Annotated in this window: 13 protein-coding genes and 1 riboswitch; of the genes, 5 read left to right on the top strand and 8 right to left on the bottom strand. The window is 71.6% G+C overall.

The window, feature by feature from the left end:
• Nucleotides 1-81: 81 nt before the first annotated feature.
• The gene (locus ABT093_RS31130) at nucleotides 82-837 is read left to right on the top strand and encodes an IclR family transcriptional regulator (protein ID WP_350570126.1); all 756 of its coding nucleotides are present in this window, start codon (nucleotides 82-84) and stop codon (nucleotides 835-837) included.
• On the opposite strand, the gene ABT093_RS31125 is transcribed toward ABT093_RS31130, so the two are convergent.
• The 8 genes from ABT093_RS31125 to ABT093_RS31090 all read right to left on the bottom strand — a co-directional run bounded on the left by ABT093_RS31125 (nucleotide 773) and on the right by ABT093_RS31090 (nucleotide 10,051).
• Nucleotides 773-1,432 (bottom strand): trimeric intracellular cation channel family protein, encoded by a 660-nt coding sequence (locus ABT093_RS31125; RefSeq protein ID WP_350570125.1) that lies wholly within the window; start codon nucleotides 1,430-1,432, stop codon nucleotides 773-775. The genes ABT093_RS31130 and ABT093_RS31125 overlap by 65 nt on opposite strands.
• 94 nt (nucleotides 1,433-1,526) lie before the next feature.
• Nucleotides 1,527-2,600 carry an ABC transporter ATP-binding protein gene (locus ABT093_RS31120; protein ID WP_350570124.1) on the bottom strand — a complete coding sequence of 358 codons (1,074 nt, stop codon included), beginning with the start codon at nucleotides 2,598-2,600 and terminating at the stop codon, nucleotides 1,527-1,529.
• Nucleotides 2,601-2,634: 34 nt separating this feature from the next.
• Complete coding sequence (locus ABT093_RS31115; protein ID WP_350570123.1) at nucleotides 2,635-3,705, bottom strand: ABC transporter ATP-binding protein; 1,071 nt, start codon at nucleotides 3,703-3,705, stop codon at nucleotides 2,635-2,637.
• Complete coding sequence (locus ABT093_RS31110; RefSeq protein ID WP_350570121.1) at nucleotides 3,702-4,712, bottom strand: ABC transporter permease; 1,011 nt, start codon at nucleotides 4,710-4,712, stop codon at nucleotides 3,702-3,704. The genes ABT093_RS31115 and ABT093_RS31110 overlap by 4 nt, the downstream gene beginning before the upstream one ends.
• A 98-nt stretch (nucleotides 4,713-4,810) precedes the next feature.
• Complete coding sequence (locus ABT093_RS31105; protein ID WP_350570120.1) at nucleotides 4,811-6,589, bottom strand: ABC transporter substrate-binding protein; 1,779 nt, start codon at nucleotides 6,587-6,589, stop codon at nucleotides 4,811-4,813.
• A 56-nt stretch (nucleotides 6,590-6,645) separates the two neighbouring features.
• Entirely contained in the window at nucleotides 6,646-7,635 is a 990-nt protein-coding gene (locus ABT093_RS31100) for an ABC transporter permease (protein ID WP_350570118.1), read from the bottom strand.
• Nucleotides 7,636-8,124: 489 nt separating this feature from the next.
• Nucleotides 8,125-9,072, bottom strand: a complete 948-nt coding sequence (locus ABT093_RS31095; protein WP_502884354.1) for an enhanced serine sensitivity protein SseB — start codon at nucleotides 9,070-9,072, stop codon at nucleotides 8,125-8,127.
• Between the two features lie 175 nt (nucleotides 9,073-9,247).
• Nucleotides 9,248-10,051, bottom strand: coding sequence for an enhanced serine sensitivity protein SseB (locus ABT093_RS31090; RefSeq protein ID WP_350570117.1), 804 nt, complete (start codon nucleotides 10,049-10,051; stop codon nucleotides 9,248-9,250).
• A 178-nt stretch (nucleotides 10,052-10,229) separates the two neighbouring features.
• Nucleotides 10,230-10,336, top strand: a riboswitch (glycine riboswitch).
• 216 nt (nucleotides 10,337-10,552) lie between these two features.
• Between ABT093_RS31090 and gcvT the strand changes: the two genes are divergently transcribed.
• From gcvT to ABT093_RS31070, 4 genes are all read left to right on the top strand, one after another.
• A complete protein-coding gene (gcvT, locus tag ABT093_RS31085; protein WP_350570116.1) occupies nucleotides 10,553-11,674 on the top strand; it encodes a glycine cleavage system aminomethyltransferase GcvT in 1,122 nt (373 codons plus the stop codon).
• An 86-nt stretch (nucleotides 11,675-11,760) separates the two neighbouring features.
• Complete coding sequence (gcvH, locus tag ABT093_RS31080) at nucleotides 11,761-12,144, top strand: glycine cleavage system protein GcvH (RefSeq protein ID WP_350570114.1); 384 nt, start codon at nucleotides 11,761-11,763, stop codon at nucleotides 12,142-12,144.
• A gap of 125 nt (nucleotides 12,145-12,269) precedes the next feature.
• Nucleotides 12,270-13,538 carry a serine hydroxymethyltransferase gene (gene glyA / locus ABT093_RS31075; protein WP_350570112.1) on the top strand — a complete coding sequence of 423 codons (1,269 nt, stop codon included), beginning with the start codon at nucleotides 12,270-12,272 and terminating at the stop codon, nucleotides 13,536-13,538.
• A gap of 186 nt (nucleotides 13,539-13,724) precedes the next feature.
• The gene (locus ABT093_RS31070) at nucleotides 13,725-15,092 is read left to right on the top strand and encodes an L-serine ammonia-lyase (protein WP_350570110.1); all 1,368 of its coding nucleotides are present in this window, start codon (nucleotides 13,725-13,727) and stop codon (nucleotides 15,090-15,092) included.
• Nucleotides 15,093-15,156: the final 64 nt, after the last annotated feature.

Here is a 15,156-nt window from a genome sequence, read left to right as displayed (position 1 = left end):
ACCCCGGTACGGCGTGCCGCCCGCGAGCGGTTAGCCTGACGGCCACCACCACGCGGCCGGAACCACGAGTTGGGGGGCGGAATGTCACAGTCGGTCGATCGCGCGCTGACCCTGCTCGGCTCGCTCGGCGACGGCCCGGTCACCCTGGAGCGGGCCGCCGGCTCGATCGGCGTGCACAAGTCCACCGCGCTGCGCCTGCTGCGCACGCTGGAGGAGCACGGGTTCGTCCACCGGCTGTCCGACCGCCGCTACCGGCTGGGCGGCCGGGTGCTGTCGCTGGCGCAGCAGGCCCTGCAGGAGATCGACGTCCGGCAGGTCGCCGCGCCGTACCTGGCCTCGCTGCACGAGCGCTGCGGCTGCACGGTGCAGCTGGCGGTGCTGCAGGACGACGAGGTGCTCTACCTGGACGAGCTGACCGGGCGGTGGAGCGCCGCGGCGCGCCGGCCGACCCGGATCGGGCGGCGGGCGGCGGCGGCCGGGACGGCGATCGGCCGGGTGCTGCTGGCCGGGCTGCCGCAGGACGGCCGGGCGGAGGAGGAGCTGCCGGCCGAGCTGGCGGCGGTGCGCCGGCGGGGCTGGGCGGCGGAGTCGGCCGAGCACCCGGAGGCGGTGATCTCGGTGGCGGCGCCGGTGGCGGGCAGCGACCGGCGGACGGTCGCGGCGTGCGCGATCTCGGCGCCGGCGGACCGGGTGTCGCCGGCCGAGCTGGTGAAGCTGGTGCCGGAGCTGCTCTGCACGGCGGAGGCGATCTCGCTCGCGTACGGCGGCTCGCCTACTCCTCGCTGGTGCGAGAACCGTTGCGGTGCCAGGCCCGCGGTGCGCGCCAGCCGTACCTGAGGGCGCACATCCGCAGGCCGAAGGCGGTCAGGGCGGCGGCGGTGCCGGTGGCGGCGGTGAGGCTGTCGAGGGCGATCAGGAGCGCCACCAGCGCGGCGCCGACCAGGGCGGGCACGGCGTAGATCTCGCGGTCCCAGCGCAGCAGCGAGGGGATCTCGCCGGCCAGGACGTCGCGCATGACGCCGCCGCCGGCGGCGGTGACCATGCCGAGGGCGACGGCGGCGACGGCGCCGAGGCCGAAGTCGTGGGCCTTGGCGGTGCCGGTGACGCAGAACAGGCCGAGGCCGAGGGCGTCGAGGGTCTGCACGGCGCGGTTGATCCGTTCGACCTCGGGGTGCAGGAAGAAGACGACCAGGGCGGCGACCATCGGGGTGACGAAGTAGCCCAGGTTGGTGAAGGCGGCGACCGGGGTGGCCCCGATGACGAGGTCGCGCATCACACCGCCGCCGAGCGCGGTGACCTCGGCGAGCACACAGATGCCGAAGATGTCCATGTTCTTGCGGACGGCGAGCAGCCCCCCGGAGAGGGCGAAGACGAAGATGCCGACGAGGTCCAGCGACTGCTGCACGTCGGAGGGGAAGATCTGCGAGGTCACCGCACCAGTGTGACCCGGCCGAGCCTCCCCTCCGGTCCAGCGGTCACGCGGTGGCGAGCGTCTCCTCTCCCGCGACGGCGTCCTCCGGGCCGTGCTAGTCGTTGCCCTCGTTGCCCTCGTTGCCCTCGGGGAAGTGGCACGCGACCTGGTGCCCCGCCGAGGCGGCGGCGAGCGGCGGCTCCTGGCTCGCGCAGATCTCCTGGGCCTTCCAGCAGCGGGTGCGGAAGCGGCAGCCGCTGGGCGGGTTGATCGGCGAGGGCACGTCGCCCTTGAGCAGGATCCGCTCGCGCCCGGCGCGCTGGCGCCGGCGCGGGTCGGGCACCGGCACCGCGGACATCAGCGCGGTGGTGTACGGGTGCATCGGGCTGCGGTAGAGCGAGTCCCGGTCGGCGATCTCGACGATCTTGCCGAGGTACATCACCGCGACCCGGTCGGAGACGTGCCGGACCACCGAGAGGTCGTGCGCGATGATCAGGTAGGTCAGCCCGAGCTCCTTCTGGAGGTCGTCGAGCAGGTTGACCACCTGGGCCTGGATGGAGACGTCGAGCGCGGAGACCGGCTCGTCCGCGACGATCATCTTGGGCCGCAGGGCGAGCGCCCGGGCGATGCCGATGCGCTGGCGCTGGCCACCGGAGAACTCGTGCGGGTAGCGGTTGTAGTGCTCGGGGCTGAGCCCGCACAGCTCCAGCAGCTCCTGGACGGCCTTCTTGATCCCGCCCGCGGGCTCCGCCTTCTGCAGCTTGAACGGCGCGCCGACGATGGTGCCGACGGTGTGCCGGGGGTTCAGCGAGGAGTACGGGTCCTGGAAGATCATCTGGATGTCGCGGCGCAGCGGCCGCATCGCCCCGGTGCCCAGGTGGGTGATGTCGGTGCCCTCGAACTCGACCGTGCCGCCGGTGGGTTCGTCGAGGCGGGTGACCAGCCGGCCCATCGTCGACTTGCCGCAGCCGGACTCGCCGACGACGCCCAGGGTCTCGCCGGCGTGGACGGCGAAGTCGATGCCGTCGACCGCCCGGACGGCGCCGGTCTGGCGCCGCAGCAGGCCGCTGTGGATGGGGAAGTGCCGGGTCAGCCCGGTCACCTTGAGCAGCGGCTCGCGGTCGGAGGCGGGCGCCGGCGCGGGCACCTTCTTCAGAGGTTCGGGGCTCGCCGCCCGGGTGTCCGTCATCGGTTCTCTCCAGAATGGTGGTACGAGGCCGGGCTCACAGCCGGGGCGCGATCTCTTCGGCGAAGATGCGGTGCCGCTCGGCGAGCGCGAGGTGACAGGCTGCGTGGTGTCCGGGCGTGACCTCGGTGAGCTTCGGGGTCTCCTCGGCCGAGCGCCCGCCGGTCAGCGCGGCGTAGGGGCAGCGCGGGTGGAAGGCGCAGCCGGACGGCACGTTGATCAGGCTGGGCGGGGTGCCCTTGACCGGGACGAGGCGGTCCTGCAGCTCGCGGTCCAGGCGCGGCATCGAGCCCAGCAGGCCCCAGGTGTAGGGGTGCTCGGGCGCGTCGAAGAGGGTCTCGGCCGGGCCGCGCTCGACGCACTTGCCGCCGTACATCACCAGGATGTCGTCGGCGAGTTCGGCGACCACCCCGAGGTCGTGGGTGATGATGATGACGGCCGAGCCGAACTCCTCCTGGAGGTCCCGGATGAGGTCCAGGATCTGCGCCTGGACGGTGACGTCCAGGGCGGTGGTGGGCTCGTCGGCGATCAGCAGGGAGGGGTCGTTGACCAGCGCCATGGCGATCATGGCGCGCTGGCGCATGCCGCCGGAGAACTGGTGCGGGTAGTCGTCGACCCGGCGGTCGGGCTGCGGGATGCCGACCCGGTCGAGCATCTCGACGGCGCGGGCGCGGGCCTGCTTCTTGTTCGCCTGCGGGTGGTGCACCCGGTAGGCCTCGACGATCTGCTGCCCCACCGTGTAGTAGGGGTGCATCGCGGTGAGCGGGTCCTGGAAGATCATCGCCATCTGCCGGCCGCGCAGTTCGCGCACCCGGTCCGGCCCGGCCGCGATCAGGTCCTCGCCGTCGAGCCGGATCTCGCCGCTGATCCGGGCCCGCTTGGAGCGGTGCAGGCCCATGATGCCGAGCGAGGTGACGGACTTGCCGGAACCGGACTCGCCGACGATGCCCAGGGTGCGGCCCTTGGCGAGGTCGAAGCTGACCCCGTCGACGGAACGGACCAGGCCGTCGTCGGTGTCGAAGTGGATCCGCAGGTCCCGCACGGAGAGGAAGGCGTCCTGGCCGCCCAGGGCGGCCGCGCGGGCCGGGGTCTTCTGGAGCTCGGTCACGACAGCCTCACCCGGGGGTCGACAGCGGCGTACAGGAGGTCAACCACGAGGTTGCAGAGGACGATGAAGAAGGCGGCGAGCAGGGTGACGCCGAGGATCTTCGGCAGGTCGTTGTCGGAGATCGCCTGGACGGCGAACTGGCCGACGCCCTGCAGCGAGAAGACCTGCTCGGTGATCAGCGCGCCGCCGAGCAGCAGGCCGAGGTCCATGCCGAAGATGGTGACGATCGGGGTGAGCGCGGCCCGCAGTCCGTGCCGGGTGACGACCTTGGACTCGGCCAGGCCCTTGGCCCGGGCGGTGCGGATGTAGTCCTCGCTCATCGTCTCCAGCATTCCGGCGCGGGTGAGCCGGGCGTAGAGCGCGGAGTAGAGGAAGGCCAGCGAGATCCACGGCAGGATCAGGTTGCGGGCCCACATCACCGGGTTGTCGGTGAAGTTGACGTACTGGAGGTTGTCCAGGATCGGCCACTCGTAGCTGAACACCGTGAGCAGCAGCGCGCCGGTGAAGAAGACCGGCAGCGAGACGCCGGCGAGCGCGATGCCCATGGAGAGCCGGTCGAAGATCGAGCGCGGCTTGAGGGCCGAGATCACACCGGTGGTGACGCCGGAGGTCAGCCAGATCACGGCGGCGCCGATGGCCAGCGAGATGGTCACCGGGATGCGCTTGGTCAGCTCGGGCCAGACCTCCAGGTGGTTCTTGAAGGAGTAGCCGAAGCAGGGCACGTGGCAGGTGGCCGGCTCGGGGCCGAACTTGTACTCGGCGCCGCTGACCAGCGCCTTGAGGAAGTTCCAGTACTGCGTGTACAGCGGCTGGTCGAGGCCGAGGTTCTGCTTGACCGCCTTGATCGCGTCCGGGGAGGGGTTCTTCCCGATGTACTGGGTGGCCAGCTGGTCGGCCGTCTGTCCGGCGAGGCGCGGGAGCAGGAAGAAGATCGCGAAGGTGACCGCGCTGACGACCAGTAGCAGCACCACGGCCGCGAGGATCCTGCGGATGATGTAGGCAAACACAGTTGGTCGGCTCCGGCCGCCCGCCGCCGTCCGGGGTCCTCCGGACGGCGGCGGGCGCCGCTGCCTTCACCTGCCTTCAGGGATGCGGAGCCAGGCTCTTACTTGGTGGTGCCGATGTTCAGGTAGTCGTACTCACCCGAGAAGGCCGCCGTGGACACGAGGTTGGTGGCGCTGTCCGGGCGGTACAGGAAGACCTTGAAGTCGGTCAGCGGGACGTAGACCGCCTGCTCCATGACCTTCTTGTCGATGTCGCCGTAGATCTTCTCGCGGGCCGCCCGGTCCGGGTTGGTGGCGGCGTCGTCGAGCAGCTTGTTGACCGCGGGGTCGTTCAGCGAGGGCAGGTTGCTGTTGCCGGAGGCCTTGATCGCGCGGCCGTCGACGATCTGCTGCAGGAAGCCGTAGCCGGTCGGCCAGTCGGCGCCCCACTGCATCATCATCAGGCCGATGTTGTGGTCCTTGGCGAACTGCGGGGCGCCGGCGCTGTCGGCCAGGTACTTGCCCTGCGGGAACTGCTGGATCTCGGCGTTGATGCCGACCTTCTTCAGCGCGGCCTGGATCGAGGTGGCGGCGGCGACCTCGGTGGCGCGCTCGGTGCGGGCGGAGAGCACGGTGGTGATGCTGTCCTTGCCGCAGGCCTTCAGGGCTTCCTTGGCCTTGGCCTCGTCACCCTTGTTGTCCTTGGTCTCCCAGACGTTGAAGTCCTGGTGGCCCGGGATGTCCGGCGGGAGCATGGTGTTGGCGACCTGGCCGCGGATCGGACCGCCGAGCGCGGTCTGCACCGAGACCTTGTCGACCGCGAACTGGACGGCCTTGCGGCACTCGATGTTGTCGAACGGCGCGACCTGGGTGTTGATCGCCATGTAGACCTTGCGGCCGCCGTAGGCGTTGTCGGTGTTGGCCTTCAGCTTCGGGTTCTGCAGGATCTGCGCCTGGGTCTGCGGGTCGACACCGCCGCCCACCAGGTCGACCTGGGCGTTGCCGGCCAGCAGGTCCTTGTCGATGGTGGCCTGGTCGATGTTCATCCGCAGCACGATCTTGTCCGGCAGCTGCTTGCGGATCGGGTCGGTGGCCGGGTCCCAGTTGGTGTTCGGGACCAGGACGGCCTGCTTGCCGTCCTCGTAGGACTCGAACTTGAAGGAGCCGGAGGAGACGATCTTCTTGACGTACTCGGAGCCGGTGTCCTTGGCCTGCGGGACCGGAGCCGTCTGCGGGGCGCTGACCAGGTAGTCGAAGTCGGCGAAGGCGTGCTTCAGGTGGAAGACGATCGTGGTGTCGTCGGGCGTCTCGATCGACTTCAGGTCGCCGGTCTTGTCCTTGTACGGACCCGCGTACGGCGCGTCCGGGTTGTCGACCAGCAGCTCCTTGAAGTACGTCGGGCCGTTGGAGTTGACCTCCGGCGCGAAGTTGGAGCGCTCGACGGCGTACTTGACGTCCTTCGAGGTGATCGGGGTGCCGTCGTCGTACTTCAGGCCCTTGCGCAGCTTGTACGTCCAGGTCAGGCCGTCCGGGCTGACCTGGCCGAGCGACTCGGCGAGGTCCGGGACGAGCTTGTTGCCCGCCTCGCCGGCGCCCGGCTGGAAGGTGGTGAGCGGACGGCCGTACAGGCGCGAGAAGTTGTAGATGTAGGCGTAGTACGTGTTGCCCGGGTCGAGCGAGTCCGGGGCGCCCTTCATCTCGAAGGTGACCGTCCCGCCCTTCTTGTCCGAGGCGTTGACGATGTTCTTGGTGGCCGCGTTGGCCCCGGAGCCGCCGGCGGCCTCGGTGCCGGTGGCGGTGGACTTGGCGTCGTCGCTCTTCGTGCTCGACGAGCAGCCGGTGACGACCAGGACCGCGGAAGCGGCCATGGCGGTCAGCGCGACGGTACGGGACCTACGCATGGGTGAGATCAACCCCTTGAGGAAGTTGTGGCTGTACGAGGGATCCTGACGCTTTGTCAGTTGCTCTTGGGATCGAGGGCGTCACGCAGCCCGTCGCCGAGCAGGTTGAAGGCGAGCACGGTGAGGAAGATCGCCAGACCGGGGACCACCATGTACTGGGGGTCCACCTGGTAGTACCGGATCGCGTCCTGGAGCATGCCGCCCCAGGAGGCCTGCGGGGGCTGGATGCCGACGCCGAGGAAGCTCAGCCCGGCCTCGAAGAGGATGTTGGTCGGGATCAGCAGGGTCGAGTAGACCAGGATCGGACCGACCAGGTTGGGCAGCAGTTCCCTGAACAGGATGAACGGCCCCCGGGCGCCCAGGCTGCGGGCCGCGTAGACGAACTCGCGCTCGCGCAGCGAGAGGGTCTGTCCGCGCACGATCCGGCCGATGTAGGGCCAGTTGAAGAAGCCGATCACGAAGATCAGCACCATGATGTGCAGCGGCAGGCCGTGCAGGCCGAACGCGCCGCCCTGCAGCGACGTGGAGATCGCGATGGCGAAGAGCAGCAGCGGGAAGGCGAGGAAGACGTCCATCACCCGGCTGATCACGGTGTCCACCCAGCCGCCGTAGTAGCCGGCCATGATGCCGAGCACGGTGCCGATGGTGTTGGACAGCACGGTCGCGCCGAAGGCGACCAGCAGGGAGACCCAGGAGCCCTCGATCACGCGGGTGAGCAGGTCACGGCCCTGCAGAGGGTCGACGCCGAGCGGGTGGTCCCAGCTCATGCCGCCCCAGTCGCCCAGGGGCAGGCCGCCGAGGTCGGCGTCCAGCAGGTCCTGGTGGAGGGCGTCGGGGTCGAGGCCGAAAACCGATTCGATCGGCTTGGCCAGCACGGCGAGCAGGATCAGCAGGATCACCACGACGCCGCCGGCGACGGCGGCCTTGTCCCGCTTGAAGCGGGTCCAGGCGATCCGGCCGAGCGAGCGGCCCTCGATCTTCTTGGCCGGGCTCGCGGCGGCGTCTGCCTCCGGTGCGCTGCCGGCGGTCTTGATGGGTGCGGTCATGGTCAGTTCGGTCCCCTCGCCGACGGTGGCCGGCCCACGGGTGCCGGACGCCGGGATCGGCGGCTCGGCTGGTGCGGACGTGCTTGGGTGCGGACGTGCGGAGGTACAGGGTGCGGGGGTGCTTCCCAGCGGTACGACGTGCTCAGTACTGCTGCCACGCGGGATGGGCGTCACGTGGATCATGCGGTCCGCCAGCGCGTTCGCCTTTGTGGGGCGCCAACCACGCGCGGTGGGCTGTTGCAGAACTCTCTGCCATCCGAACTGGCTTGCGCCAGCCCTGCCAACCGACAGATGCCCAACTGTGATCTGTGCGCATGCACCTCCCGGATCTTCGGCATATCCCTCTTCACACAGCTGTAACAGCCATGTCAAGATGTCTGCCACCCACTCCGGGGAGAACGTCCGGAAAGACGCCGGAACCGGCCTGACATGGAGTCAAGCCGGTTCCGGTGATCGGACTTTGATGTTGTACGACGATTTCCGTCCGGGTCAGCGCCCGGGGTAGCCGGGCCACGGCTGCTGCGGCGGCGGCTGCTGCCCCGGCCAGCCCTGCGCCGGCGGATGCGTGCCGTAGCCGTAACCCGGCCCCTGGGCCGGACCCTGCTGCGAGGCGTACGGCGGCGGGGGCACCGGCGGGTAGGGCCCCGTCGACGGCCGGCCGTGGCCGCCCGCCTCCCGGTCGTAGAACGGGCGCGCGTTGGCCCGCATCCACAGCGCCACCGGGTCGTACTCGTCCGCCATCGCCACCGTCGAGACCGCGAGCCCCTCCGGCGCCACCGCGATCGCCCGCTGCATCAGCGCCCGCACCGCCTCCACCGTGGGCGGCGAACTCTCGTACAGGTCAAGACCGATGGCCAGGTACGGCTCGCCCACCGACGGCCGCACCCAGGCCCGGCGCAGCGCCTTCACCGCGCGCACCTCGACCGCCTGGCGCTCCAGCAGCGCGAAGAACTGCTGGGCCGGCACCTGCGGCTCGCTCAGCTTCAACGGACCGGCCGGCAGCCGGTCCAGGCCCGCGGCGACCCGCCGCAGGTCCGCCCAGGGCACGCCCACCCCGCCGCCCGGTGCGTGCGGGTTCAGCCAGAGCCCCCACCGGGTCCGGTACAGCGAGGCCGCGATCTCCCGGCCGGAGATCACCTCGTGCGCCCGCGCCCAGCCGGACGCCGCCAGCTGCTCGGGCGAGGTGACCGCCGGCGCGTACCCGTGGCCGCTGATCTCCATGTTCCCGTACTGGGCGTCCGGACTGCCCGGCGTGCCGTGCCAGAGCAGCATCCAGACCCGGCCCTCGGCGAGCGCGTGCAGCATCGTCTCGTAGGCCTCGTAGCGCTCCGGCGCCACCTCGCGCAGCGCGCGCTCCAGCGCGCCCGGATCCGGGCGTCCGGTGGGCGCCTGGCCCCAGGGCCCCGGTGCACCGCCAGCTACCGATCCCGCACTCATGCGCCCACCTCGCTGCGCTTCTTCGATCCTCGTCCGTCACCGGCGGCCCGGCGGCCGTCAGCACGCACCCTATGGGGAGGCCGCCGACCGCCGCCACGCCGACGTGCCAGGGCCCGTACCGCCGTCCCGCCCGCACCCTGTCCGGCGGATGCCGGACGGACGGCCGGAGGCCGGGTCAGCCCCGTACGTAGAAGGGCGCGACCCGGTTCACCAACCAGTCGACCACCGGATCGTCCGCGAGGTCGAGCAGTACGAGGTGGACGCCTCCGGGCAGCGGCGCGGTTCCCAGCGCTCGCCCGAGCGCCTCGTTCACCGCGCCCGGGTCGGCCGGGGCCCGCGGGTCCAGCTGGACGCCCACGAGCATCACGGTCGGCTCGCCCTCGACGCTCGCCAGCGCCCGCCGCGCGCTCAGCACCCCGGGCAGGGCGGCGAGTTCTCCGCGGCAGGCGGCCAGGAACGCCTCCGGGTCCTCCCCCGGCACCGGCTCGCGCAGCGCCACCCGGCCGCCGCCGGGAGCGTCCGGCGCGTCCGGGGCGGTGTCCCAGCGGTCCTCGCGCGGCCCGCGGCGCAGCTCGGCCACGCCCTCCGGCGGCACCGGGATGCCCACCGCCGCCTCCGGGTTGACCGCGATGCCCACGCCCAGCGGCAGACCGCGGGCGAACTCCCACACCGGCGCGACCGCGAACGGCATCCCCGGCGCCTGCTGGAGGAACACCTCCTGCGAGGAGAACACCGGGACATAGGGGTCGCCGGCCAGTTCGATCGTCGGAATGTCCAGCGACTGCCCCTGCGGGTCGCCGCCGGACGGCAGCGGGATCCACACCTGGCTGCGCGCCAGCACCTCGATCACCCGGGGGGTCGCGCCCGGGTCGCCGAGCGCGGCGGCGAGCACCTGCTCCAGCTCGTTGGCCGGCCACCCGCCGCCCGGCGGCGCCGCGTCCGCCCCGCCCCACCCCTGCTGCTCCACCGGGTACCCCATGCGCCGCCGTACCGCCCTCTGCTCGCCGATGCCCGCAGCCTAGCGTTTCGGCGCCCCCTCCCGGCCCGGCGGACCGAACGTGACGGAGGCCCCTCTCCCCTCATTCCCGTGGACGTGCCATGATGTGCGCGTCTGCGGTGGCATCCACCCAGGCCCCTCCAACTCCATACCGGCCGCTCGAACCCGCGCGGGAGAGTCCGGAGTGCCACCGTCAGGCGGCACAGCCGGCGCCGAAGGAGCAAGTCCTCCCCGGAATCTCTCAGGCACCCCTACCGCACGGGTTAGGCACATCTGGAAAGCGGTGCACGGCCCTGCCGTCCGCCCACCCACGGTGCAAGCCGCCATGCTGTTCCTACAGGGCAGTGGACGGTGAAGCTCTCAGGTTCGACGACAGATGGGGAGACCCAGCCGCCGCATGCCCGCGTGCAGGGTCCGCCGCCCCGAGCAGGGCCGGTCCCGGCGCGCGCACCCCTGAGTGCCCCGACCGAGGAGTTCCTGGCCATGTCGTCCCTCCGCCTCACCGCGCTCGACGCGCTGCACCGCGCCCTCGGCGCCACCATGACCGACTTCGCCGGCTGGGACATGCCGCTGCGCTACGGCAGCGAGCGCGAGGAGCACCTCGCCGTCCGCACCAAGGCGGGTCTGTTCGACCTCTCCCACATGGGCGAGATCACCGTCGCCGGCCCGCAGGCCGGCGAGATGCTGGACCACGCCCTGGTCGGCTTCGTCTCCGCGCTCGGCGTGCTGCGCGCCCGCTACACCATGATCTGCGCCGAGGACGGCGGCATCCTGGACGACCTGATCGTCTACCGCCTGCGCGAGGACGCCTTCCTGGTCGTCGCCAACGCCTCCAACGCCCAGCTGGTGCTGGACGAGCTGATCGCCCGCGCCAAGGGCTACAACGCCGTCGTCTCCGACGACCGCGACGCCTACGCGCTGATCGCCGTCCAGGGCCCGGAGTCCACCGAGATCCTGGCCGGCACCACCGAGGCCGACCTGCCCGGCCTGAAGTACTACGCGATCCTCCCGGCCCAGGTGGCCGGCCGCGACGTGCTGCTCGCCCGCACCGGCTACACCGGCGAGGACGGCTTCGAGATCTTCTGCAACCCGGGCGACGCCGAGCAGATCTGGCAGGCGCTCACCGAGGCCGGCGCCGACCGCGGCCTCATCCCCTGCGGCCTGTCCTGCCGCGACACGCTGCGCCTGGAGGCCGGCATGCCGCTGTACGGCCACGAGCTGTCCACCGACCTGACCCCGTTCGACGCGGGCCTCGGCCGGGTCGTCCGCTTCGACAAGACCACCAACGACGGCGCCTTCGTCGGCCGCAAGGCCCTGGAGCGGGCCGCCGCCGAGGCCGAGGCCAACCCGCCGCGGGTGCTGGTCGGCCTGGTCTCCGAGGGCAAGCGCGTGCCGCGCGCCGAGTACACCGTGGTCTCCACCGACGGTGAGCCGATCGGCCGGATCACCTCCGGCTCGCCCTCCCCCACCCTGGAGAAGCCGATCGCGATGGCCTACGTGGACGCGGCCCACGCCACCCCGGGCACCACCGTCGCGGTGGACGTGCGCGGCAAGCACGAGCCGGTCCAGGTCGTGGCGCTGCCGTTCTACAAGCGCGCCCGCTGACCCTCCCCCCACCTGTTTCCCCGCGAGGAACGTCCGCGCGCCGGGCCGCTTCGTCGTACCCGCTTCCCATCCTGGAGAATGACGCCATGAGCAACCCCCAGCACCTGCAGTACACCGAGGAGCACGAGTGGCTGACCGCCGCCGACGCCGACGGTGTGTCCACGATCGGCATCACCCAGCACGCCGCCGACGCCCTCGGTGACATCGTCTACGTGGAGCTCCCCGAGGTCGGCTCCACCGTGACGGCCGGCGAGACCTGTGGCGAGCTGGAGTCGACCAAGTCGGTCAGCGACCTGTTCTCGCCGGTGACCGGTGAGGTCACCGAGGTCAACGAGGACGTCAAGAACGACAACGGCCTGGTCAACAGCGAGCCGTTCGAGGGTGGCTGGCTGTTCAAGGTCCGCGTCGAGGCGACCGGCGCCGTGCTGACCGCCGACGAGTACACCGCGCTCACCAACCCCTCGGCCTGAGCCACCGCCGGGGCGGCCGCCGCACCGCGGCCGCCCCGCGCCGTCCCACCCGTCGCCCGCCGCCACCCTTCCGGCGACGCGCGGGGCGCGGCCCCTCCTGACTCTCCTCCCGGGAAGACTCCACCATGACGGTTCTGAACCAGTCCCTGCACGCCCTCGACCCGGAGATCGCCGCCGCGGTCGACGCCGAGCTGCACCGCCAGCAGACCACCCTGGAGATGATCGCCTCCGAGAACTTCGCCCCGGTGGCGGTCATGGAGGCCCAGGGCTCGGTGCTGACCAACAAGTACGCCGAGGGCTACCCCGGCCGCCGCTACTACGGCGGCTGCGAGCACGTCGACGTGGTCGAGCAGATCGCCATCGACCGGATCAAGGCCCTGTTCGGCGCCGAGCACGCCAACGTCCAGCCGCACTCCGGCGCGCAGGCCAACGCCGCCGCGATGTTCGCGCTGATCAAGCCGGGCGACACCATCCTGGGCCTGAGCCTGGCCCACGGCGGTCACCTGACCCACGGCATGAAGATCAACTTCTCCGGCAAGCTCTACAACGTGGTGCCGTACCACGTGGACGACAAGAGCGGCCAGGTCGACATGGACGAGGTCGAGCGCCTCGCCAAGGAGCACCGGCCGCAGCTGATCATCGCCGGCTGGTCCGCCTACCCGCGCCAGCTCGACTTCGCCGCGTTCCGCCGGATCGCCGACGAGGTCGGCGCGCTGCTGATGGTCGACATGGCCCACTTCGCCGGCCTGGTCGCCGCGGGCCTGCACCCCAACCCGGTGCCGTTCGCGGACGTGGTCACCACCACCACCCACAAGACCCTGGGCGGCCCGCGCGGCGGCGTCATCCTCTCCAAGGCCGAGCACGCCAAGAAGATCAACTCCGCGGTCTTCCCCGGCCAGCAGGGCGGCCCGCTGGAGCACGTCATCGCCGGCAAGGCCGTCGCCTTCAAGGTCGCCGCCTCGGAGGAGTTCAAGGAGCGCCAGCAGCGCACCCTGGACGGCGCCCGGATCCTGGCCGAGCGCCTGCTGCAGGCCGACGTCACCGAGGCCGGCGTCTCCGTGCTGTCCGGCGGCACCGACGTCCACCTGGTCCTGGTCGACCTGCGCAACAGCCAGCTCGACGGCCAGCAGGCCGAGGACCGGCTGCACGAGGTCGGCATCACCGTCAACCGCAACGCCATCCCGAACGACCCGCGCCCGCCGATGGTCACCTCCGGCCTGCGGATCGGCACCCCGGCGCTCGCCACCCGCGGCTTCCAGGCCGAGGACTTCCGCGAGGTCGCCGACATCATCGCCGAGGCCCTGAAGCCGGCCTTCGACGAGGGCACCGCCGAGGCGCTGAAGGCCCGGGTCACCGCCCTGGCCGAGAAGTACCCGCTCTACCCGAACCTGTAGAGCCTCCCGTTCGGCCGCGGGTGACCGGGCTCACCCCGCCCGGACACCGGGGATTCCGGGGCACCGCGCACACTGGAGAGTGCGCGCGGTGCCCCGTCCCGTGTCACCGCCCGACCGACCCTCCCGCCACCGCCGTCCTCCCTCCCCGCCGGCACCACCCACGAGACCAGACAAGGACGTCCCTCCGTGGCCATCAGCGTCTTCGACCTCTTCTCCATCGGCATCGGCCCGTCCAGCTCCCACACCGTCGGCCCGATGCGCGCCGCCCGGATGTTCGCCCGCCGCCTGAAGTCGGAGGGCCTGCTGACCGGGGTGACGGCCGTCCGCGCCGAGCTCTACGGCTCGCTGGGCGCCACCGGCCACGGCCACGGCACCCCCAAGGCGGTGCTGCTCGGCCTGGAGAACAACTCCCCGCGCGGCGTCGACGTCGACCAGGCCGACCGCGACGTCGAGCGGATCACCGCCGAGAAGCGGATCAACCTGCTCGGCGTCCACGCCATCGACTTCGACCCGGACACCCAGCTGGTGCTGCACCGGCGCCGCTCGCTGCCGTACCACGCCAACGGCATGACCCTGTGGGCCTACCGGGCCGACGGCTCCACCGCGCTGGAGAAGACCTACTACTCGGTCGGCGGCGGCTTCGTCGTCGACGAGGACGCGATCGGCGCGGACCGGGTCAAGCCCGACGACACCGTGCTGAAGTACCCCTTCCGCACCGGCGAGGAGCTGCTGCGGCTGACCCGGGAGACCGGCCTGTCCATCTCCGGCCTGATGCTGGAGAACGAGAAGGCCTGGCGCTCCGAGGAGGAGATCCGCGCCGGGCTGCTGGAGATCTGGCGGGTCATGCAGGAGTGCGTGCGGGCCGGCATGTCCCGCGAGGGCATCCTCCCCGGCGGCCTCAAGGTGCGCCGCCGCGCCGCCGCTGCCGCCCGCGCGCTGCGCGCCGAGGGCATCGGCCCGGCCAACGCGATGGAGTGGGTGACCCTCTACGCGATGGCGGTCAACGAGGAGAACGCCTCCGGCCGCCGGGTGGTCACCGCCCCGACCAACGGCGCGGCCGGCATCATCCCCGCCGTCCTGCACTACTACCTGAACTTCATCCCGGGCGCCGACGAGGACGGCATCGTCCGCTTCCTGCTCGCCGCGGGCGCGATCGGCATGCTCTTCAAGGAGAACGCCTCCATCTCCGGCGCCGAGGTCGGCTGCCAGGGCGAGGTCGGCTCCGCCTGCTCGATGGCCGCCGGCGGCCTCGCCGAGGTCCTCGGCGGCAGCCCGGAGCAGGTCGAGAACGCCGCCGAGATCGGCATCGAGCACAACCTCGGCCTCACCTGCGACCCGGTCGGCGGCCTGGTCCAGATCCCCTGCATCGAGCGCAACGGCATGGCCTCCGTCAAGGCCGTCACCGCCGCCCGGATGGCCCTGCGCGGCGACGGCCGCCACCACGTCTCCCTCGACAAGGCGATCAAGACCATGAAGGAGACCGGCGCCGACATGAAGATCAAGTACAAGGAGACCTCGCGCGGCGGCCTCGCCGTCAACGTCATCGAGTGCTGACCTGACACCCGCCGGCGCCCCCGCCCTTCGCGGCGGGGGCGCCGCCGTGCTCCGGCCCTCTCAC

Source organism: Kitasatospora sp. NPDC002551 (genome assembly GCF_040296005.1).
Taxonomy (GTDB): Bacteria; Actinomycetota; Actinomycetes; order Streptomycetales; family Streptomycetaceae; genus Kitasatospora.
This window is presented reverse-complemented; position numbering and strand designations above follow the sequence as displayed.